This is a genomic window from Pedobacter deserti (assembly GCF_024436415.1).
GTDB lineage: Bacteria > Bacteroidota > Bacteroidia > Sphingobacteriales > Sphingobacteriaceae > Pedobacter > Pedobacter faecalis.
The window spans coordinates 1-21229 of the sequence record NZ_JAFMZQ010000002.1; the positions used below are offsets into that span (position 1 = coordinate 1).

The following is a 21229-nucleotide window of genomic DNA, read 5'->3' on the forward strand; positions in this document are numbered from 1 at the left end:
CTTCCCATTCCGAACAGAGAAGTTAAGCCCACCAGAGCCAATGGTACTGCGGTAACACGTGGGAGAGTAGGTCGGTGCCAGATCTTAAAACAAACCCTGTAGCTAACAAAGCTGCAGGGTTTTGTTGTTTATAATAGCCTGTATAACAAGCGCCCGATAACCCCATTGCTATCTTTAACTCCCTGCTTCTTGGTACAGTATCAGATATCCGCTACAGCTAGGCATAACAGGCCAAATGTTAAAATGTGCTAAATTGAATTCAGGCACTTCTAAAAACCGTATTTTAGTAAATACGTTATAGTACATAAATTGCACGCACATGAAATTGAAATTAGTTGGGGTTGTATTCTGCCTGTCGTTGTTTAATCTAACCGTACATGCTCAGGATAAAAAAATTGTCCTGCCTCCGAACTGGTATAATCTCGATCTGGCTGCTGATGGTTTTTTCGGTATAAGTACAGAGAAGGCTTATGCTCAGTTGCTTAATGGCAAGGGAGCTAAAGAGCGTATTGTTGTAGCGGTTATTGACGGTGGTGTGCAGGTTAACCATGAGGATCTGAAGGGGGTGATGTGGTTGAACACGAAGGAAATTCCCGGGAATGGTATCGATGATGACAAGAATGGCTACATAGATGACATTAATGGCTGGAATTTTATTGGCTCTAAGAATGGCAATCTTGCTTATGATAATCTTGAACTGATCCGTATTTATCGAAAATACCATGATAAGTATAAGTCTACAATCCGTTCCACCGTATTGGACAGCACTGAGAAGCAGGAGTATGCGGAGTACAACCGTGCAGTGAGGGAGTTTGGAAAGCGTTATAACAATGCTGATGAGAACTTTCGTGTATTAAGTGCCATCAAAAAGGTGCTGGATTCGGTAGCCGTTGTCAACAAGGTTGCGGTACCAACCTTAGAGCAGATTGAGCGGTATGTTGCAGATGATGAACAGGAGGAACAAATTAAGAAGATTATCCGGTCGGGTACGCGTCAGGAAGGATCTTTTGAGAAATTCTACAAGGAGATCATGGATGGTTATAAACAGGTCGACGTGATGATCAGATATAATCTTAATCCTAAGTATGACGAACGCGAGAAGCTTGTGGGCGACAACTATGAGGACTCCTCGGAACGTCTATATGGTAACAATGATGTTCAGGGTCCTAATGCAGACCACGGTTCGCATGTGTCGGGTATTATTGCGGCCGATCGTACAAACGCTATCGGTATTAAGGGGGTTGCCGACCACGTCAGCATTATGGCCATCCGAGTGGTTCCTGAGGGCGATGAGCGCGACAAGGACGTAGCCAATGGCATTAGGTATGCGGTTGATAATGGGGCCAGGATTATCAACATGAGTTTCGGAAAAGGTTTTAAGTGGGATAAGGCGGTGGTTGACCAGGCGGTTAAATATGCGGAGCAGAAAGGGGTATTGCTTGTTCATGCGGCGGGCAACGACAATTCTGACAACGATATCGTGGAGAATTATCCTAACAAGTTTTACGACACTCCCGAGGCAAGGGCTTATAAGAAACGGGCCGACTCTATAGCTGCACTGCCTGTCAAGTTTGATATCAATAGTATGCCTGAGAGGGGCGCTCCTCAGCAAAGTAGGGTGGGCATGAGCCCGTTAAAACCTAGGCCTATTGATACGGTAAAATTTAGTTTTCCGCACGCGTCGAACTGGATTGAAGTAGGGGCCAGCGCCTATCATGATAATGCTGATCTGAAGGCTTCTTTCTCTAATTATGGCAAGTATACGGTGGATGTATTTGCACCTGGCTTTATGATTAAGTCGACAGTGCCGGATAATAAGTATGAGGAATTTGATGGGACCAGTATGGCGGCGCCGGTTGTCTCTGGTCTGGCTGCGCTTATATGGTCGCGCTATCCCGATCTTAAAGCGCCACAAATCAGGGAGATTATTATGAAGTCAGTAAGAAAGGTTGACCGCAAAGTAAAGCATGTAAATAGTCGCGGTGAAAGTATACGTGTGCCTTTGTCTGAACTCTGTGTAAGTGGTGGAATTGTAAACGCTTACGATGCGCTTAAGCTGGCTGAAAGCTATTAGATAAATTCTTTCATATTACAAAGCCCTACAATTCACCCCTTCCGGGATGAGCTGTGTCTGCTTTTCATACAACTTAACATTATACCTCCGGGTTTCCTCAAGCGCTGGAAAAGCCTTTACGACTCTAAAGCAACTTTTGGGCTGGCTATCAGAATTCAAAGAACTGGCCGTGGGATGAGTATGGAAACAACCTAATACGCAGTCTCCGAGAACTGATTTTGCAATTATAAGAACCTGTTGCAAACCCAAGTGATTTTTACTTCGTAAGTATAAATAGCCTGGGCAGTCGAACGTAAAGCTTTTTCTTATCCGATGTTCCAAGGCATTAATCAATAAAACTTAAAGATTATGAACAATTTAAACGAACGAGACGGGCAGCAAATTATGCCGGAAGAACCGAACGTATTTACTGCGCCCTTACAGCGTCGGTCATTTCTGCAATTAGCCGGAGTTAGTGCCGCGGGTTTGGCATTACTGGCTGCAGGATGTAAAAAGGATCGAAATGACAACCCCATCAACGGCGGTGTGTTACTAGACTTTAGGGATGATGTAGGCATACTAAATTATGCTTATGCACTGGAGCAGCTTGAGGCAGCATTTTACGTTCAGGTAGTAACATCGCCGTATGCGAATATCTCTGCCAACGAACTTGCATTGCTTACCGATATCAGGGATCATGAAGTGGCGCACAGGGAATTCTTCAAAAATGCGCTTAAAAAATCGGCGATTCCCGGGTTAGAGGTTAACTTTTCAGCCATTGATTTTGGATCTAGAGACAGTGTCTTAGCAACTGCAAAGGCATTTGAAGATTTGGGCGTTTCTGCTTATAACGGGGCCGGTAAAATGATTAAATCAGCGGATAATCTATTGTTGGCCGGTAAGATCGTTTCAGTTGAGGCGCGACATGCCGCCTTGATAAGGGACCTCATCGCTAATGGCAGCTTTGCTGACAGCACTGTGGTGAAGGATAAAGGTTTGGATACCTCGAGAAATCCAGCTGAGGTGTTGTCAATCGCCAGTGCCTTTATTAAAACTGAAATCAACGTGATTAACTTATCATAAATCTATAGCTATGAATATCGTAAACATATTAGAAGAAATTGAAAAAGTAGATGGAGAAATCTATGAGCGTTTAAGTCCGAGAAGGAAGGCAATGAAGGAATTTTACAACTTCGGATCAAAAGTAGCTTTGGCCTCCATCCCTCTTGCGCTGGGCTCTATGTTTAAAAAAGCTTATGGCCAATCTGCTGCTCCAGTTGTATTAAGCGTACTTAATTTTGCCTTAACCCTTGAATATCTGGAGTACCATTTCTATAACCATTCGCTTCTTGCAGCTCCGGGATTAATTCCCTCGGGCCCGGCGACCGGTGCTATTACTACAATAAGGGATCACGAAAAAGCGCATGTAGATTTGCTAGCAGGCGCCATTACCGCAGCTGGGGGAACACCTGTCTCTTTTACATATGATCAGTTTGATTTCACAGCAAAGGGAACATTTAATACCGTTTATTCAAACTATTCTACATTCTTAGCAGTTGCCCAGGCATTTGAAGATACAGGGGTAAGAGCTTATAAAGGCCAAGCTTCCGCTTTAATGGGAAGTCCATATCTTGAGGTGGCGTTAAATATTCACTCGGTGGAAGCACGTCACGCTTCACATATCCGCCAGATGCGAAAAGCGCCGGCTGGAGGGGGCGTTAATATAAAACCCTGGATTACCGGTGCAAACGATAGTGGTGTGGCCGCTGTAGATGCGGTATTTGCTGGTGAAGATAATGTGGTACAGGCTGGTATTACCATCACCAATATTAATGGTCAGACTGTTCCTTTAAGTGCCGCTACTGAGTCATTTGATGAACCTTTGACAAGGCCGCAGGTTGAAGCAATAGCGTCATTGTTTATTAAGTAATTATATTAAGTTTAGATAGAGCGGGGAGAGGACGAAAGTTCTCTCCCTTTTTTGTTTTCGTGATAGAAGCCATGAAACATAACCTGCTCACGTCTTTAACAGCACTTTAGGATAACTGGCTATATAGAAACGTTTCCGGCAACTATCATTTGATCCATCGTCGGGCTTGGGCTTCCACCACGTTTTTCTAAGGTAACCGCAAAGGTTTGTGCGGAAGTAATCTGCTTCATGTTCACCAGGATCTTGGCAGTATTGAGCTGAACATCGAAGACACCCAAACTAACGGGTTTTCCATTAACCAATGCCCATAGCTGGTACTGATGTTCGCTATCGTTGGCAGGTAATTCCATTTTACTGTTGTCCATCATTACATGGTTACCGGTTATGTGCCAGTAAATAACCATACTAGCCTTAGGATCCATTTTAGTACCAGCAAGTTTTACAGTTTTCCAGTCAGGATCTTTAGACATATCTGAAATTTTTAACAGATCGGCATTGGTTTGCTTCATATAGTTTACTGTACTGGCAAATTTCTCCTTTTCTATGCTTAGAGTTTCAATTTGCGCTTCAGCGTTATTCAGTCTGTTGCGGGTCGAAAAAAGTGCCGCAGTGCTAATAAAGAGCAATGCAAGGCAGGCAACCAACGCAAACCGAAGTGTTCTGATTTTGGATTCATAATTGGTATTGTTTAGTGGAATTAACGGTGTGGCTTTTTCTGCCATTGAGGTGCTCATTGCACCTATTTGTTTCAGAATGCGATCCTTAACGTTTCCCAAAGGTAGTAAAGCATTATTTAAGGTATATTGCTCCATAGCGGCCTCAATGGCATCGATCTCCTGCCTTATTTCAGGGTACGTATCCATCATTACTTCAACTTCAGCTTGTTCATGGACATTCAATTGCCCCAGAACGTAAAGTTCAAGTACCCCGGACTCTATATATTCTTTTACCTCTGCCACTTTAATTGAAATGCTTTCTGAGTTCTATAATCGCCATTCTGATCCGTGTTTTCACGGTACCCAGTGGTAAATTTAATTCTTCTGCTGCTTCTATATGCGTGTATCCTTTAAAATAGACTAGATTCAATGGCTGGATATATTCGGGCTTAAGCGAGGTGACTATATCTTTCAACCCTAGAACATCTGCATTAAAGGTAACCGTTTTCAGGGTATCGATGAAATCTACATTATTTTCTATGTCCTGGTTTTTGCCCGAATTTTTGTAGTCTTTGGAACGTAATTTATCGATAGACAAGTTACGCGCAATATTCACCATCCAGGTAAAAAGCCTTCCCTTACTACTGTCGTACGATTCTGCAGCATTCCAGATCTTGATGAAAGTTTCCTGTAACAAATCTTCCGCAACTTCTGAAGGTTGAACTATTCTTGAGATTACACCAAAAAGCGCGGCTGAATACATGTCGTATAGGGCTTGAAGCGCTAAGGTGTCGCGGCATTTCAGTTTACTGATCAGTTCTTCTTCAGAAAGCGATATTTTTTTGATAGTTGTCAATGGTTTGCCAATATACAGAAAAATGAATGAGATAAAAAAGTCTTACCTGTATATAATTTCTGAGTTCGAAACTTTACTGCGTTGCCCTTAGTGTGGGTTTTTGCCTATTACAATAACAAGCAAAATCCAATACCGTGTTCTATAAAAAAAATGATAGGTTTTTAGAAAAATAGGCATATCAGATTTGTCTTAAATATGCCTATTCGTGGATTTGGTAGCGGGGAGCAGGATCGAACTGCCGACCTCAGGGTTATGAATCCTGCGCTCTAACCATCTGAGCTACCCCGCCGTAATTCTTAATTTTTTAAGAGTTGCAAATATAGAATAATTTACTTTTCTTTAGAAACAAATTAAAAAAAATTAGTCTAATCAGTCAGGATTTAACAAGTCTATAATGTCGGAAAAGAAAAAATTTACGCTGGAGTATGAGATCAGGTCATCCCCACGTATTTTGTTCAGTTTTATTAGCGAGCCCAACGGTTTGTCTCAATGGTTTGCTGATGACGTTGTTTTCCGGGATCAGGTTTATACCTTCAAATGGGATGATGAAGAGCAACGTGCCAAGCTCTTGAGCATTAAGGAAAACAAATCCATTAAGTTTAAATGGATTGATGATGACCCCCATTGTTATTTCGAGATGGAGATCTTGCAGGACGAACTGACCAATGATGTGGCGCTTGCCATAACCGACTTTGCGACAGATGAAACGTTGTCTGAAAGGACGTTAATCTGGGACAATCAGATTGATTACCTCCACAGCGTAATAGGGGCGTAATAGCAAGTTTTTCCGTATATTTGTACGTTGAAAAAGATTCATTTACTTTTATTAAAAGCATTCATAAGACCTTTTTTCGTCACATTTTTTATTGTGATGTTTATCTTATTGATGCTCTTCCTTTTTAAGTATGTAGATGATTTAATAGGGAAGGGGTTTGAGTGGTATGTGATATTGGAACTGATGTATTATGCATCGGCGGCCAATGTTTCCATGGCCTTGCCGCTGTCTATCCTGCTTTCGTCAATCATGACCTTTGGTACCCTGGGTGAGAATTACGAGCTGGTTGCGATTAAGTCGGCCGGTGTATCGTTGCAAAAGGCCATGACGCCGCTTTTTGTGCTGATCATCTTTTTAGCAATTGGTTCATTTTTGTTCTCAGATTATATGTTGCCCAAAGCAAATTTAAAGTATGGGTCGCTTTTATGGGACATCACAAATAAGAAGCTTTCCTTTCTGATTAAACCCGGTGTATTTAATAACAGTATACCAGGGTATTCTATCCGGGTAGACAAGAAGGGAGATGATGGGGTATCCCTTTACGATGTGATGATTTATGATCATACCTCCACCAGCGGTGTTCCTAAAATTATTCTTGCACGTGAAGGTACGATGTCAAGTAACGATCAGTATCTTTTCCTGAAGCTGAAAGATGGTGTGCGTTATGAGGAATCGGGAGGGCGAAATAGCTATGGAAACCCGAGGCAGGAACTGACGCGTATGCGTTTCAAGGAAACGGATCAGAAATTTGATATTTCGAGCTTCAATATGAACCGCACGGATGAGCAGTTTTTCCGCAACAACACGGCGATGCTGAACCTGAAGGGGCTGACAAAGAAAGGCGATTCTTTGAACAGGGATCTGGATAGTCTGAATAAGTTTGCCGCGCTGAATGTAAGTTCTTACTATAAGCAGAACAATTACACCAAAGGCTACTCGAAAGTTAAGACAGCTCCAAAGCCTATTAAGAGCACTTTGCTGGCTACCATACCGGAAGCTGATCGGCTTGCTTCTGTACAGGCTGCGATGGATATGGCGACCTCGGTTAAGCAGGTTACTTCGAGCAGAATCTCCGAGTATGAGGATAAGATCAAAAACATTACGAAGGTCGAACTGGAATACCAGCGAAAATTCACGCTTGCAGCTTCCTGTCTGCTGCTGTTCTTTATCGGAGCTCCGCTTGGTGCAATTATCAGAAAGGGCGGGCTTGGCCTCCCTGTGGTTATGGCAATTATATTCTTCTTGATCTATCATATCATTGCTACGGTTTCTGAGAAGTCGGCCACGACGGGCTCGCTCCGGCCATTCTTCGGGATGTGGCTAGCTATATTTGTCTTGTCGCCCTTAGGGGCATTTCTAACCTATAAAGCTACGGTGGATTCGGTGTTGTTTGACTTGGATTACTTTAAGCAACTGACGGCTAAGATTTTGCGGAAAAAGGAGTCCTGATGTATTCCTTACGTATTCATGATAGTTTATTCCGGTTTTTTGATGCCTAACTTCGTAACTTTGCAGGGTGCCTGCAAGACCTCATTGTTTCTGCGGGATTATTTATTGCTATGGAAATAAAATTAAACGCTATAGAAGAAGCTATTGCGGAGATAAAAGCGGGTAAGGTGGTTATTGTTGTAGATGATGAGGACCGCGAAAATGAAGGCGATTTTTTAACTGCTGCAGCCAACGCCACACCCGAGGTAATCAATTTTATGGCTACGTATGGCAGGGGTTTAATTTGTGCTTCCCTTACGGAGGAGCGTTGCGATGAGCTTGGTCTGGAACTGATGGTTGGCAAGAATACCGCTGCCCATGAGACGAACTTTACCGTGTCTGTCGATTTGCTGGGACACGGGTGCACAACAGGTATTTCCGCTTCCGACCGCTCCAAGACTATTTTAGCGCTTATAAATCCGAAAACAAATCCTGCTGAGCTTGGAAAGCCCGGACATATTTTCCCCTTGAGGGCAAAAGACGGAGGTGTGCTGAGAAGATCGGGACACACCGAGGCGGCGGTAGACCTTGCCAGGTTGGCGGGTATGGAACCAGCCGGTGTGCTTGTTGAGATTATGAAAGACGACGGGGAGATGGCGAGGTTACCGGATCTGGTCAAAATTGCGGCTCAGCATCAGTTAAAGATCATATCGATCAAAGATCTGATCGCGTATCGACTAACTAAGGAAAGCCTGATTCATCAGGAGGTTACCGTTAATCTTCCTACACAATGGGGAGATTTTAAGATGACCGCTTACACCCAACTGGATAATAACGCTACCCATCTCGCAATCAGTAAGGGTGAGTGGCAGGAAGACGAACCTGTATTGGCCCGCGTACATTCCTCTTGCGTAACCGGGGATATTTTCGGTTCCTGCAGATGCGATTGTGGACCTCAGCTCCATAGAGCAATGGAAATGATCGAAAAGGAGGGTAAGGGAGTGATCGTTTATATGAACCAGGAAGGCCGGGGCATTGGTCTTATCAATAAATTAAGATCTTACAACCTGCAGGATGCTGGTTTTGACACCGTTGAGGCGAATATAAAACTAGGCTTCAAAAGCGATGAACGCGATTACGGCGTAGGTGCACAGATTCTTCGTGCGCAGGGCGTGATGAAGATGAAGCTGATGTCTAACAATCCGATGAAACGGGCAGGGCTGATCGGGTATGGATTAGAGATCGTTGAGAATATTCCTATCGAGATCAAAAGCAATGTTCATAATGAGCTTTACCTTAAGACTAAGCGCGACAAGATGGGGCATCAGATTATGAAGGGTTAAGTTCTTTATCTTTTTTCTTTTTTCCCCTTTAGCATAACGGGAGAACGCTGGTAGCTGGTGGTATCTGAGCGATTGGATTTCAGCGTATCAGTTGGCTTTATAGGCTTATAGGTGCCTGTAAGGCGCTTAACAAACTCTCTAAAACTGTCGAACTGCTGCGTGTATATTAATCCGAGCGAAGTAACATTATTGTTTTGACTGCCTCCCAAAGGTGTGTTCAGGAAAAGACCTTGCTGAGTAGGAGGCTTGTTGGCAAGTTTTCCGATCAGGGATCCGTCTTTCTTAATTAGTGTTAAAACCTCCACTTCTCCGCCGACATTGTCGCGCGTAAAGCCTATCGGTGATAGATCGTTCGTGCTTCTTCTGTCGACAATTCCGGCATTTAGAACTACACGGTTGTTGAAGAAACGGAAAGATGCGTTAGCTTCACTCAACGACCTGATATTGATGTCCACAAAATCAAGATTCAGTGAGGAAAGCACGTTATTGAACTGGTTAAAAAGGAGTTCTGTTGCTGTACTGGCCACGCCGGATGTAAGCTGTTTTCCGAGACCCTCCGCGCCTGTGCCTGGAGCAAAGCTCCTCCGTATGATCAGACTTAGCGCCTGGAGGTTGCGGTTGTTATCGTCGTTGAAGTATGACTGAAGCTCTTCTTTGATCGCAGGGTTAGAAGGAAAGAATATGTCTAGTCTGATGTCCGGTTTGAGAAGAAGTCCCGATAGCCCCATTTCAACCTCCGTAAGAACGCGTTCATTTACGGCACTTCCGGCATCACGGTTGGCCGCAGTATACAAGTCGTTCAGGCTCGCCCTTAGTGCGTATATTGCCTTTAGGTTGATCTGCGCATTATTCGGATTTCCTGTCCAGCGAATGGTTCCGCCCTGGCGTATCGTAAATTTCTTGTTGATGATTTCCTGGGCTGTAAAATCAAAACTGCCCGATTCGATAATATAGTCGCCCGACATCTCAAAGTCGCCCAGACTATTGATGTTGAGTTCAAGGTTTTTCGAGTAGCCGCGACCACTCAGGTTACCCAGCGTAGTATAAATATTTGCCGTACTGTTGGCGTCTACAACCAGTTTCAGGTTCATCGTGAGGCCATCGAAAGTTGTGGGCTTTTTAACGGTCCTCAACGTGTCTTTACTTACGAAGGTAATGAAGTCTTTGCTTGCCACGGTCTCTGAATTGTTTAGCGGCAGGTTAAAAACAGTACCTTTTTCAGTCTTCGCATCTATATCAATAAACATGTTGTTGGTAGGGCCTTTAAACTTGAAAGTCCCTGATCCGTAGGCTCTGCCAAAGTAGATGGCGTTATCTTTTTCAGTAGTGTTGAGCGCCATGATGTTTTCGGCATTTATGGTCACATCGAGCGTCGGATTGTTTATGTTATTGAGATCTACCGTTCCGGTCGCAACCGCCTCGTGACCTTCCACATCAAGAAGTTTGAGGCTGTTGAGATCAATAACACTGCTGTTTACCGCTACTTCGTCTGATAGAATATATGTTGTCTTTAAATAATTCACGGTCATCTTGCCTTCATCAAACGAGATTTCGCCGTTGATGTCGGGCTTAGTAAGGCTGCCTTTAACACTAAGGTCGGCCGAAATGTGCCCTCCCAGGTCTGAAACAAGCCTGCTCACGAAAGGCTCAACTACAGCCAGCTCACTATCATCGAGTTCAACGGCCAGATCGATCTCATTTTTTTCGAGATCAATGCTGCCTACTGCGCTTAAACTTTCCCGCCCTTCTGCACGGATGGTTGTATAAATGCTTGCTGCTTTGTTAAGCTGGTCGTACGATGAGGTGTCTGTAAGCCGACCGATATAAGTATCATTAAAGCGGAGCGAGTCGACAGTGATGTTGTCGGAAATTCTCGGTGCTTTAAGAAGATTGCGAAGTTTTGTATCCCCGTTTAGCCGCCCAGCGAGCGTGATCCCGAGGGTCTTCACAAAGGGGTTCAAGCTTTGGAGGTCAATATCTTTAAACCCTACAACAAGCAAGTCTGCCGGGTCGTCAGATAAGATGCCGTCTACCGTCAGCAGCTGCCCACCGTTACTCAAATCGAAATTACGTATCTCGGTCTTACCTTCATTAAGACTTATACGCACCTTTTCCTGGATCTTCCAGTCCTCGTTATTAATCTTGAGGTCGGACGGAAGAATGCTGATCTTTGCCGTTGTGTCATTCGCAAACTCCACCAGGCCGTTTAAATCAAGCTGGTTAGCATCGTCGGCGTTGGCCAGCTTCACGTTAAGCGATAAGCTGTCGTTTCTCAGGACATTTGAGATGTTGACGTTTTTAATATAAAGACTGTCATTTAAATCTACACGGTCAGAAGTTATGATGGCCTGCAGCTGGTTTTCAGAAGTATTCTCGTCGACAATGATATTGTGCGCAATGATTCCCTTGTAGGTCAGCTTAGTAACAAATCCATTTACTGTGGCGATGTTCTTTGACGAATCAAAATTGCCGATAAATATGGCATGATCAGTGATTTCAAGCCCTGGAATAAACAGCTGTGCAATTGGCTCAAAGCGCTTCAGTTTCAGGTTGAAATTAAAGATCTGATCGCCATAAGGCTTAATGTCGGTTTGCAGCGATGGGATATACCTTTTGGCGAGCGCCTTATAGTAAGACGGTATGGCATTTAAATCGTACTGGCCTTTCACGCTGGCTTCCAACACATCAGAGGTAATGGTCAGGTTTCTGTCGCGACCCGTACCGCTTGCCGACAGCTTCACGGAGTCGATGTGATAGATTCCTTTAACATTGTCTAACCTCACTTCCTGAATAAGCAGATCACCCTGAATGTTGTTCAGATTGTTACCGGAAAAGTTCGTCTTGAACTTGGCGTCGATCATGAGCGAATCCTTATGGAGATGCAATGCTTTCAGTTTAGCCTTACTGATCGTTGCCTCAAAGTTGAAAACCGGCAGTACGGGATTGAGGTTTACCCCTCCGCTAAACATAAGTTTAACGTTCTTGTCGTTTACACTTAGATTGCCATTAAAATATCGTTTATCGAACGTTCCGTCGATCTTAGCATTCCGATAGCGGTATCGGTTAAAATCGATATAGTCGATGTCGCCCCTGATCGTTTCCGAAAGGTCCTTAACCTCAAAGCCCCGGCCTTTAACATACAAGGAGGCGGTGAGCCTGCCAAGTTGCGGCTCGTCGACCAGTTCGCCCAGATTGAAGTCGTAGCTTTTGACATACCCGGTATACGATGGTGTGCCTCTTGGGTCTATCTTCATGTTGACATCTGAGACGACCCGTCCGAGTTTTGTTTTAAATTCTCCGAAGGCAATAAAGTCGTTTTGAAAACCCGTAAACGAGCCATTGAAATTAACATTGCCAAATTTAGATACAATGGAAGGGATGACTCTCTTATCTTTAAAGCCAAAGCTTCGAACAATCTGGTCCAGATCAGACTTGTTGGTGCCGGCCATGTCAATTTTAAGGTCCATGAAAGTCTCCTTAATATAGGGTAGCCCTCTCAAAGAAAAGTCGCCTTTCACATAGGTAGCCTTTCCTGTTTTTACCAGCAGCTTTTTAGCCCTGAGATTAGTTACCGTGCCGGTGATCTGGCCGTCCACTTCAAGCCGGAGATTCATCTTGCCGACTTGGGGAGCAAAGAAGGCAACATCACTGGATGCGATATGGCTGTTGACAAATTTTGCCCGCATCCGCACCTTGTTTACGTAGTCACTGAAATCCTTATATTTCGAGAAACTCATCTCGAAATAGTTGCTCAGTTTACTTTTCTCCGTAGTGAGCATTAGTCGCTCCAACTTTATGGAATTGGTATCTACAGTAGCAAATGCTGTTAGTTCTTTTAGTTTAAAGCCGCTTTTTTCTGCAAAAGACAGGTTCTTTATTTCAGCCTGGAAGATATAATCGGCCGTGTTGATGTTTTCCAATATACCATTTAGCCTGCTTAAATGTACGTCGTCGAAATTGACTCCGTTGATCAGCGTATCTACCCGGAGGTTTTTATACTTAAAGCTAATGTCGTTCAGTATGGCCTTTTGCAGATTTACCCTAAACGGTTTGCCGGGTTTAGCCTTCTTTTTAGGTGAGCCCGAATCAAAATAGTTGATGATGAAATCAAGGTTGGTCGACCTGTCTTTATATGATTTTAAAAAAAAGGAACCTCGATTGATTTGAACCGCATTGATGTCAATAACCCGTCGCTTCAGTGAAAATTCACTAATGTCCACCATTAAAGTCGGCGTACTCAAAAGCGTGTCCTTTTGTAAATCCAGCACAATGAAGTTTTCCAGAACGAGCGATTTGAAGGGCTTAACGTAAAAGCTCGTTAATGATATGGTTGTGTTGAGCTCTTTAGATAAATAAGCGGCAGCTTTTTTCGCGAAAAAAGTTTGAACAGGCTTAAACTGGAACGATACAAGAATTACCGCAACCAATATGCCTACCGATGCAACAATCCAAAGAAGTATTTTTAATAGTTTTTTAATAGTTTTGTATCTTATTAATAAAAGTTGTGCCTGTAATACTAGCTATAGAATCTTCTTGTGATGAAACCTCGGTTGCTATTTGCAATAACGGCAAAATTACGGCCAATGTTATTGCAAACCAAACAATTCATCAAAATTATGGCGGTGTAATTCCGGAGCTGGCGTCCCGTGTTCACCAGCAAAATATCATTCCGGTTGTACATCAGGCCCTGGGTGATTCAGGACTTTCAAAGAGCGAGGTTAGCGCAGTTGCGTTTACCCAGGGACCCGGACTTTTGGGATCGCTTTTGGTGGGTGTTTCGTTCGCGAAATCTTTCGCCCTTGCATTGGGTTTGCCGTTGATCTCTGTGAATCATATGCATGCGCATATTCTCGCTCATTTTATCGAAGAACCCAGACCGGACTTTCCATTTCTCTGCCTCACGGTTTCGGGCGGCCATACCCAGATTGTGCTGGTTAAGAGCTATTTCGATATGCAAATAGTAGGGGAGACGTTAGATGACGCAGCCGGTGAGGCTTTTGATAAAACGGCAAAATTGCTGAATCTGCCTTACCCGGGCGGACCGCTTATCGACAAGTATGCGCAGCAGGGAGATGGCAGGAAATATCAGTTCGGCGTCCCGCAGATTAAAGATTTTGATTATAGCTTCAGCGGTTTTAAAACATCGATCCTTTACTTTATCAGGTCGAAGGAACAAGAAGATCCGGATTTTGTGGCCAAACACTTAAATGATATATGTGCATCTGTGCAGCATAGTATCGTGCAGATACTTTTAAATAAGCTGAAGCTTGCGGCGAAGCACTTTGGCATTAAGGAGATCGCAATTGCAGGTGGCGTGTCTGCGAATTCCGGCCTCCGTCGTGAGCTCCAGAACGTCGCTGATCAACTCGGCTGGAACGTATACATACCTGCATTTCAATATTGCACCGATAATGCTGCAATGATAGCCATTGCAGGTCACTTCAAATATATGGAAGGTAAATTCACAGATCAGCGTGTAGCGCCTTTATCCAGAATGGAATTTTAACTGTCGACTATGAATATAATGAGTTTTGTTTTTTTTGGCCTTATGCTCCTGCCACTGGTGATTTTTCTGATATGGCTTATTAAAAAGGACCGCAGAAAGAATTATATTGGGCTTGTTGTGCTACTAATCATGGTCATAGTGGCGACTTATGCTATCATACGGTATGACACGATCTTTTTAGAGAATCAGTCAAGAACTTCGCCTGGTCATCAGGTGCCAAGTTATAAATAAAACTTAGGCCGGATGAAGACTGTCCGGCCATAAGTTTTATTTAACTATAGTTTTTCTGTTACTTCAGCACGTATTTTTGCTTCAATTTCTTCTGATAATTCAGGATTGTCCAGCAATAATTGTTTTACAGCATCTCTGCCTTGACCTAGTTTCGTTTCTCCATAAGAGAACCAGGATCCAGATTTCTTAATAATGGCAAACTCTACACCAAGGTCAATGATTTCTCCCACTTTCGAGATGCCTTCACCGAACATAATGTCGAATTCAGCCAGGCGGAATGGAGGTGCTACTTTATTTTTGACAATCTTTACCTTGATCCGGTTTCCTGATACCTCGTCGGCATCTTTAATTTGAGACGTTCTGCGAATATCTAAGCGGACTGATGCATAAAATTTTAAGGCATTACCGCCCGTGGTGGTCTCTGGGTTACCGAACATCACACCAATCTTTTCACGCAACTGGTTAATAAATATACAACAGCATCCCGTTTTCGATATAGTTCCGGTTAACTTTCTAAGTGCCTGGGACATTAATCTCGCATGAAGCCCCATTTTGGAATCACCCATTTCGCCTTCTATTTCCGCTTTGGGTACAAGCGCAGCTACGGAGTCAATAACAAGAACATCAATAGCTCCTGATCTGATCAGGTTGTCCGCAATCTCCAGCGCCTGCTCGCCATTGTCAGGTTGTGAAATGAATAAGTCTTCTACATTAACGCCTAGCTTCTTCGCATAACTGGTATCAAAAGCGTGCTCAGCATCGATAATTGCAGCCAGACCACCTTTTTTTTGGGCTTCAGCGATAATATGTGTTGCCAGTGTGGTTTTACCAGAAGATTCAGGACCGTAAATCTCTATGATCCTGCCTTTTGGCACGCCTCCGATTCCAAGGGCAATATCTAAACCGATAGATCCTGTGGAAATTGATTCTATAGGTTCAACAGCGTTGTCTCCCAATTTCATTATGGTTCCCTTACCGTAAGATTTTTCCAGTTTATCAAGGGTAAGCTGTAAAGCCTTCAATTTATCTGCGTTTGTGCTCATGTCAGTGTTAACTTTTTAAATGTTATACTAATTATATTAGCAAATATAGGTAAATAATTAAATTAGATATAAAGTTTGCGCAAATATTTTTTTAGACACCGTTTTCGTGACTAAAAATATTAGCGGATTTGTTAACTTTCTGATAATACTTGCAAAAATATGTAATCTCGCAGATATCACATTTCGGTGATCTCGCCACACAAACATATCTCCCGTGCAGGATAAGCCAATGGTGTGCCACATGGATGGTCTCTTCCGGCAGTGATTTGACTAGGTCTTTTTCTACTGCCAGGGGAGTCTTACCGTTGGTCAGGCCAATCCGGTTAGCTACTCTGAATACGTGCGTATCTACGGCCATTGCAGGCGCATTATATATTACGGAGGCAATAACGTTTGCTGTTTTTCTGCCTACCCCGGGCATCTTCTGCAGATCTGTAACACTCTCCGGTACCCGGCCCCCAAAATCCTGTACCAGCATCTTTGCCATTCCAACAAGGTGTTTAGCCTTGTTGTTCGGATAACTTATGCTTTTTATATAGTCGAAAACTACATCAGGTGTTGTGTCGGCAAGACTTTCAGGCGTAGGAAACCGTAAAAATAAGTCGGGCGTAACCTGATTCACTCTTTTGTCTGTACATTGTGCTGATAAGATCACTGCAATAAGCAGTTGGAAAGGGTTATTGTAATGGAGCTCGGTTTCAGCATTGGGCTGCCTGGCTGAAAAATGGGATACAAATAATTTATACCGGTCAATCCTGCGCATGGACAAACTTAGCCAAATCGTGGTAATAAAAAAAGCTGCCGGAAAGTGGCAGCTTTAAAGTTAAGATTACATCCCTCGGGAGTAAGCAAGAATTTTTGCGACAGTTTCATCGGACGGTTCTTTTTTAGGTTGTCCAACTGGCCCCTGATCGTATTGTAGAACGTCAAATCGTTTGATTGTAATTCCTGAGTTTCCAAAGCATGCTGATTTGATTGTTCGCAATTCAATTGATTAAATAAAGTAGAGGTTTCTATCATAAGCATTTTAGTTGTATTGTTTTAGTTTATAAACGCCACCAATCTGGTTTTATTTTAAACGAAATATAAATAAAAACAATTTATTGTATAAGTTATGATACTTCCTTCACTTTCATCATTTTCCGCAGGTTATTCAAGGCATATCTCATGCGGCCCAGCGCAGTGTTAATACTTACGTCGGTCAGTTCAGCGATTTCTTTAAAGCTCAAGTCGGCATAGTGCCTCATAATGAGCACCTCTTTCTGGTCGTCAGGAAGAAGCTGTATCATCGCCCTAAGGTCGACGTGCGTCTGTTCGCGAAGCATCCGGTCCTCAGCACTTTCCTCATGAAACTGAAGCATATTTAGTACGTCAGTGCCATCGGCGCTCGTAATGGCAGGGGCTCGTTTCTCTTTTCTGAAATAATCGATAACGAGGTTATGTGCAATTCGCATTACCCATGGAAGAAATTTCCCCTCTTCATTGTATCTGCCGGAACGCAGCGTGTTGATTACCTTGATAAAGGCGTCCTGAAAAATGTCCTCGGCGAGGTATTGATCCTTCACCAGAAGATATATGGATGTATATATTTTTGATTTGTGCCGTCTAAGCAATTCCTCCAGAACAGATTCGTTGCCCCCCAGATATAATTTTATTAAATCCTGATCCGTTTGCTGTTGTAATTTCATAGGTGTATCCTTACTAAATCCCTTCTCCTGTTTGCTAAAAAATTATTTAGTAGAGTTTGTTTCGATACGTGTTCTCCTATGTCTTTAAGTGGTAAACTTTATTTTGGTTCTTTATTCAAAAGAAGCATTTTTTTTATAACAATGCAACTTTAGAAATGTTAAAAAATCTTAAATACCCGGCGTTATGCCTTTTTGCCACCGGCACAAAAGCATGTTAAGTTTTTTCGCGGTATATTTGTATATTCTATCATCATGCTAATGAATCACGAAAATTTGAGCGATCCACATAAAAACATCATCATAAAAGGTGCCAGGGTTCATAACTTAAAAAACATTGACGTCTCCATTCCTAAAAATAAGCTTGTCGTTATCACCGGGATGTCGGGCTCTGGCAAATCCTCGCTCGCTTTTGATACATTATATGCCGAAGGCCAGAGAAGATATGTGGAAAGTTTGTCTTCCTACGCGCGCCAATTTATGGGCAGGATGAACAAGCCGGAGGTTGACTACATCAAGGGTATTGCGCCGGCTATTGCAATAGAACAAAAGGTGATCACCTCTAATCCCAGATCTACAGTAGGTACTTCAACGGAAATTTACGATTACCTTAAACTCCTGTTCTCCAGAATTGGCAAAACCTATTCCCCCGTATCCGGACAACTGGTAAAAAAAGACTCCGTTAGCACAGTTGTGGATTACATACTGACATTAAATGAGTCGGCGGTGGTGACCGTATACTGCCCGCTTCACCCGCACAATGATCGGTCTATAAAGGAAGAACTTGCCGTTTTGCTGCAGAAGGGCTTCCTGAGGATTTTATATCAGAATGAAATCAAAAAGATTGAACAAATCCTGGAAGACCCATCATTTGAGGACTTCCGGTTCAGCGATGAAACGGACGTGAGGATATTGGTGGACCGCATCGTGGTGAACCGGGATGATGAAACAGTAAGCCGTATAGCTGACTCTGTTCAAACAGCCTTTTTTGAGGGTAAGGGTGATTGCTACCTGGAACACGATAGCCAGTTTCATCACTTTTGCGACCGGTTTGAGCTGGACGGTATCCGCTTTGAAGAGCCTACTCCGAATTTTTTCAGCTTTAACAATCCGTACGGGGCTTGTAAGCGCTGTGAAGGATATGGCAATGTGATTGGTATAGATGCCGATCTCGTAATACCGGATAAAAGCAAAAGCATATACGATAACGCCATAGCACCGTGGAGAGGAGAGAAGATGCGCGAGTGGTTGAATCGCCTGATAGCCAACGCCGATAAGTTTAAATTTCCCATTCACAGGTCTTATAGCGAACTGACGGAGAGCGAGCAGGCCTTGCTGTGGACAGGTAATAAATATTTTGCGGGGCTTGATGCCTTTTTTAAGGACCTCGAAGAGCAAACCTATAAAATACAATACCGGGTGATGTTGTCACGATACCGCGGGAAAACCACATGTCCGGATTGTAAAGGATCACGACTCAGAAAGGATGCTTCCTATGTAAAAATTAAAGACAGGTCCATCATTGACCTGGTGTTAATGTCATTGTCAGACCTCCTGATATTTTTCGATGAGTTGTCCCTTAACGAGACAGACGAAAAAATTGCACGGCGACTGCTCACCGAGATAAAAAACCGGGTGCGGTATTTGAACGATGTCGGATTGAGCTATCTTACACTAAATCGTCTTTCCAATACACTGTCTGGAGGTGAGTCGCAGCGGATCAACCTTGCAACCTCACTCGGGAGTAGTTTGGTCGGTTCTATTTACGTCCTCGACGAGCCGAGTATAGGACTCCATCCGCGAGATACGAACAAGCTGATCGGTGTGCTGCTTTCGTTGAGAGATGTTGGCAACACTGTGCTCGTCGTAGAGCATGAGGAAGAGATGATGCTTGCTGCAGATTACATCATAGACATCGGTCCGGAGGCAGGTACCCACGGGGGGGAGCTGGTTTTCAGTGGCACCTATGATCAGATCATTTCAGATCAGAGAAGTTTGACCGGTAAATATCTGTCGGGCAAGGAAACCATTCCAGTCCCGAAATACCGCAGGAAGTGGAACGACCACATCCTGATTCAGGGAGCGAGGGAGAATAACCTTAAAAACATCGATGTGAAATTCCCGCTGGGCGTGTTCACCGCAGTTACAGGCGTATCCGGATCGGGAAAAACTAGTCTGGTTAAAAAAATCCTTTATCCGGCATTGCAAAAAGCGATAGGCAACTATGCCGGCGAGCAGACCGGTGCGCACAATGGCGTGTCGGGCAATTTTGATCTGATTGCGCAGGTTGAGATGGTCGACCAAAACCCAATCGGGCGGTCCTCAAGATCGAACCCGGTGACTTACGTGAAGGCCTGGGACGATATCCGCGCCTTATTTTCGGCACTTCCTTCGGCTAAAGCTGCCGGACTAAAGCCCGCTGCGTTTTCTTTCAATGTAGAAGGAGGCCGCTGCGAGGTTTGTCAGGGTGAAGGGGAAGTGAAGATTGAGATGCAGTTTATGGCCGACATCTTTCTGCCCTGCGAAGCCTGCGGCGGCCGGCGGTTTAAGCAGCAGGTGCTCGACATAACCTATCAGGACAAGAATGTGGCCGATATCCTGGATCTTACTATCGAGGAAGCCGTAACGTTTTTTGAGGGGCAGCCGAAGATATTAGCGAAGCTGCAGCCGCTCGTGGATGTGGGACTGGGTTATGTTCATCTTGGGCAGTCGTCAAATACGCTGTCGGGCGGTGAGGCCCAGCGCATCAAGCTCGCTTCGTTTCTGATCAAGGGCAACAACACCCACAAGACACTCTTTATTTTCGATGAACCCACTACAGGACTGCATTTCCATGACATCAAGAAACTGCTTATTGCACTTAACACGCTGATAGAGCAGGGTAATAGTGTGCTGGTTATAGAACACAATATGGATATGATCAAATGCGCCGACTGGGTGATTGATATTGGTCCGGAGGGTGGAGATCAGGGTGGTAAGGTTGTATTCGAAGGTGTGCCGGAAGACCTGGTCAATGTAGCGCATTCCTATACAGGGCAGTATCTGAAAGCACGTTTGCAGGCATAGCAGGTTTAAGATAAATTCAGCTATCTTCGGCAATGCTTTTTTTAACGTTTTTTCTAGGGATCGTTTTAAACATGATCGGCTATATTCCGCCTGGCAACATCAATCTGACCGTGGTTCAGATCACCATCACCAGAGGAATCAGACAGGCGATATATTTCATCTCCGCATTCTCTGCCGTAGAAGTGCTGTTCACATTCGCTATCATGCGTTTCGTGCAGTGGCTGTCGAGTGAGATCGACCTTGGATACACGATTGACGTTGCAATGATCCTGTTGTTTTCCATATTGGGGGTGCTTACGTGGCGCTCGCGCAAACAGATGCCTAAAGCAGACTACTCCAAGAAAGACAGCATAAAGTATGGAATGCTATTGGGTGTAATTAACCCTATGCAGGTGCCGTTTTGGCTTTTCGTGGGCACTTATCTGATATCACATGAATGGATAGATATCGGTTACCTTTCATTAACGATATTCAGTATTGGATCCGGTCTGGGCGCTGCCCTGGCCTTGTATGGCTTTGCCCGTTTTGCACAATACGTCCAGGAAAAGTTTGAGCTAAGCAGTTATCTGATCAGTAAAAGTATCGCCATACTTTTCTTCGTACTTTCGGCGTACCATATCTTCAAACTGGTATATATCTACCTGATCAGATAAGTAA

Annotated in this window: 15 protein-coding genes, 1 tRNA gene and 1 rRNA gene; 10 read left to right on the forward strand and 7 right to left on the reverse strand. The window is 43.8% G+C overall.

Annotated elements, in window-relative coordinates:
- The 4 genes from rrf to J3P40_RS15110 all read left to right on the forward strand — a co-directional run.
- Positions 1-83: ribosomal RNA gene (rrf, locus tag J3P40_RS15095) — 5S ribosomal RNA — on the forward strand; the annotation flags it as partial.
- A 236-nt stretch (positions 84-319) separates the two neighbouring features.
- On the forward strand, positions 320-2074 hold the full coding sequence (locus J3P40_RS15100) for a S8 family peptidase (RefSeq protein WP_256007083.1): 1755 nt from the start codon (positions 320-322) through the stop codon (positions 2072-2074).
- A gap of 348 nt (positions 2075-2422) precedes the next feature.
- Positions 2423-3136, forward strand: a complete 714-nt coding sequence (locus J3P40_RS15105) for a ferritin-like domain-containing protein (RefSeq protein WP_256007084.1) — start codon at positions 2423-2425, stop codon at positions 3134-3136.
- 10 nt (positions 3137-3146) lie between these two features.
- Positions 3147-3983, forward strand: coding sequence for a ferritin-like domain-containing protein (locus tag J3P40_RS15110; protein ID WP_256007085.1), 837 nt, complete (start codon positions 3147-3149; stop codon positions 3981-3983).
- 119 nt (positions 3984-4102) lie between these two features.
- Here the strand turns inward: J3P40_RS15110 and J3P40_RS15115 are convergent, their stop codons facing one another.
- The 3 genes from J3P40_RS15115 to J3P40_RS15125 all read right to left on the reverse strand — a co-directional run bounded on the left by J3P40_RS15115 (position 4103) and on the right by J3P40_RS15125 (position 5784).
- Entirely contained in the window at positions 4103-4942 is an 840-nt protein-coding gene (locus tag J3P40_RS15115; RefSeq protein WP_256007086.1) for an anti-sigma factor, read from the reverse strand.
- 1 nt (position 4943) lies between these two features.
- Positions 4944-5495: an RNA polymerase sigma factor gene (locus tag J3P40_RS15120; RefSeq protein WP_256007087.1), complete on the reverse strand. Its 552-nt coding sequence runs from the start codon at positions 5493-5495 to the stop codon at positions 4944-4946.
- A 212-nt stretch (positions 5496-5707) separates the two neighbouring features.
- Positions 5708-5784: transfer RNA gene (locus tag J3P40_RS15125), tRNA-Met, on the reverse strand.
- A gap of 105 nt (positions 5785-5889) precedes the next feature.
- Here J3P40_RS15125 and J3P40_RS15130 point away from each other — a divergent pair.
- From J3P40_RS15130 to J3P40_RS15140, 3 genes are all read left to right on the forward strand, one after another.
- Positions 5890-6270 carry an START-like domain-containing protein gene (locus tag J3P40_RS15130; protein ID WP_256007088.1) on the forward strand — a complete coding sequence of 127 codons (381 nt, stop codon included), beginning with the start codon at positions 5890-5892 and terminating at the stop codon, positions 6268-6270.
- A gap of 27 nt (positions 6271-6297) precedes the next feature.
- Entirely contained in the window at positions 6298-7719 is a 1422-nt protein-coding gene (locus J3P40_RS15135; protein ID WP_256007089.1) for an LptF/LptG family permease, read from the forward strand.
- A 110-nt stretch (positions 7720-7829) separates the two neighbouring features.
- The gene (locus J3P40_RS15140) at positions 7830-9041 is read left to right on the forward strand and encodes a bifunctional 3,4-dihydroxy-2-butanone-4-phosphate synthase/GTP cyclohydrolase II (RefSeq protein WP_256007090.1); all 1212 of its coding nucleotides are present in this window, start codon (positions 7830-7832) and stop codon (positions 9039-9041) included.
- A 5-nt stretch (positions 9042-9046) separates the two neighbouring features.
- On the opposite strand, the gene J3P40_RS15145 is transcribed toward J3P40_RS15140, so the two are convergent.
- On the reverse strand, positions 9047-13468 hold the full coding sequence (locus J3P40_RS15145) for a translocation/assembly module TamB domain-containing protein (protein WP_256007091.1): 4422 nt from the start codon (positions 13466-13468) through the stop codon (positions 9047-9049).
- A 77-nt stretch (positions 13469-13545) separates the two neighbouring features.
- On the opposite strand from J3P40_RS15145, the gene tsaD reads away from it, so the two are divergent.
- Positions 13546-14547, forward strand: a complete 1002-nt coding sequence (gene tsaD / locus J3P40_RS15150) for a tRNA (adenosine(37)-N6)-threonylcarbamoyltransferase complex transferase subunit TsaD (RefSeq protein WP_256007092.1) — start codon at positions 13546-13548, stop codon at positions 14545-14547.
- 275 nt (positions 14548-14822) lie between these two features.
- On the opposite strand, the gene recA is transcribed toward tsaD, so the two are convergent.
- The 3 genes from recA to J3P40_RS15165 all read right to left on the reverse strand — a co-directional run bounded on the left by recA (position 14823) and on the right by J3P40_RS15165 (position 17509).
- Positions 14823-15821: a recombinase RecA gene (gene recA, locus J3P40_RS15155; RefSeq protein ID WP_256007093.1), complete on the reverse strand. Its 999-nt coding sequence runs from the start codon at positions 15819-15821 to the stop codon at positions 14823-14825.
- 91 nt (positions 15822-15912) lie between these two features.
- Positions 15913-16584, reverse strand: a complete 672-nt coding sequence (gene nth, locus J3P40_RS15160; RefSeq protein ID WP_256007094.1) for an endonuclease III — start codon at positions 16582-16584, stop codon at positions 15913-15915.
- A gap of 349 nt (positions 16585-16933) precedes the next feature.
- A complete protein-coding gene (locus tag J3P40_RS15165; RefSeq protein WP_256007095.1) occupies positions 16934-17509 on the reverse strand; it encodes an RNA polymerase sigma factor in 576 nt (191 codons plus the stop codon).
- Between the two features lie 258 nt (positions 17510-17767).
- Between J3P40_RS15165 and uvrA the strand changes: the two genes are divergently transcribed.
- Positions 17768-20572 carry an excinuclease ABC subunit UvrA gene (gene uvrA / locus J3P40_RS15170; protein WP_256007096.1) on the forward strand — a complete coding sequence of 935 codons (2805 nt, stop codon included), beginning with the start codon at positions 17768-17770 and terminating at the stop codon, positions 20570-20572.
- Between the two features lie 71 nt (positions 20573-20643).
- Complete coding sequence (locus J3P40_RS15175) at positions 20644-21225, forward strand: LysE family transporter (RefSeq protein ID WP_256007097.1); 582 nt, start codon at positions 20644-20646, stop codon at positions 21223-21225.
- Positions 21226-21229 lie beyond the last annotated feature (4 nt).

Coding starts and splice junctions, on each gene's coding strand:
- J3P40_RS15100 (WP_256007083.1), top strand. CDS start 320: ATGAAATTGAAATTAGTTGGGGTTGTATTCTGCCTGTCGTTGTTTAAT.
- uvrA (WP_256007096.1), top strand. CDS start 17,768: ATGAATCACGAAAATTTGAGCGATCCACATAAAAACATCATCATAAAA.
- J3P40_RS15105 (WP_256007084.1), top strand. CDS start 2,423: ATGAACAATTTAAACGAACGAGACGGGCAGCAAATTATGCCGGAAGAA.
- nth (WP_256007094.1), bottom strand. CDS start 16,584: ATGCGCAGGATTGACCGGTATAAATTATTTGTATCCCATTTTTCAGCC.
- J3P40_RS15165 (WP_256007095.1), bottom strand. CDS start 17,509: ATGAAATTACAACAGCAAACGGATCAGGATTTAATAAAATTATATCTG.
- J3P40_RS15140 (WP_256007090.1), top strand. CDS start 7,830: ATGGAAATAAAATTAAACGCTATAGAAGAAGCTATTGCGGAGATAAAA.
- J3P40_RS15175 (WP_256007097.1), top strand. CDS start 20,644: ATGATCGGCTATATTCCGCCTGGCAACATCAATCTGACCGTGGTTCAG.
- J3P40_RS15130 (WP_256007088.1), top strand. CDS start 5,890: ATGTCGGAAAAGAAAAAATTTACGCTGGAGTATGAGATCAGGTCATCC.
- J3P40_RS15110 (WP_256007085.1), top strand. CDS start 3,147: ATGAATATCGTAAACATATTAGAAGAAATTGAAAAAGTAGATGGAGAA.
- recA (WP_256007093.1), bottom strand. CDS start 15,821: ATGAGCACAAACGCAGATAAATTGAAGGCTTTACAGCTTACCCTTGAT.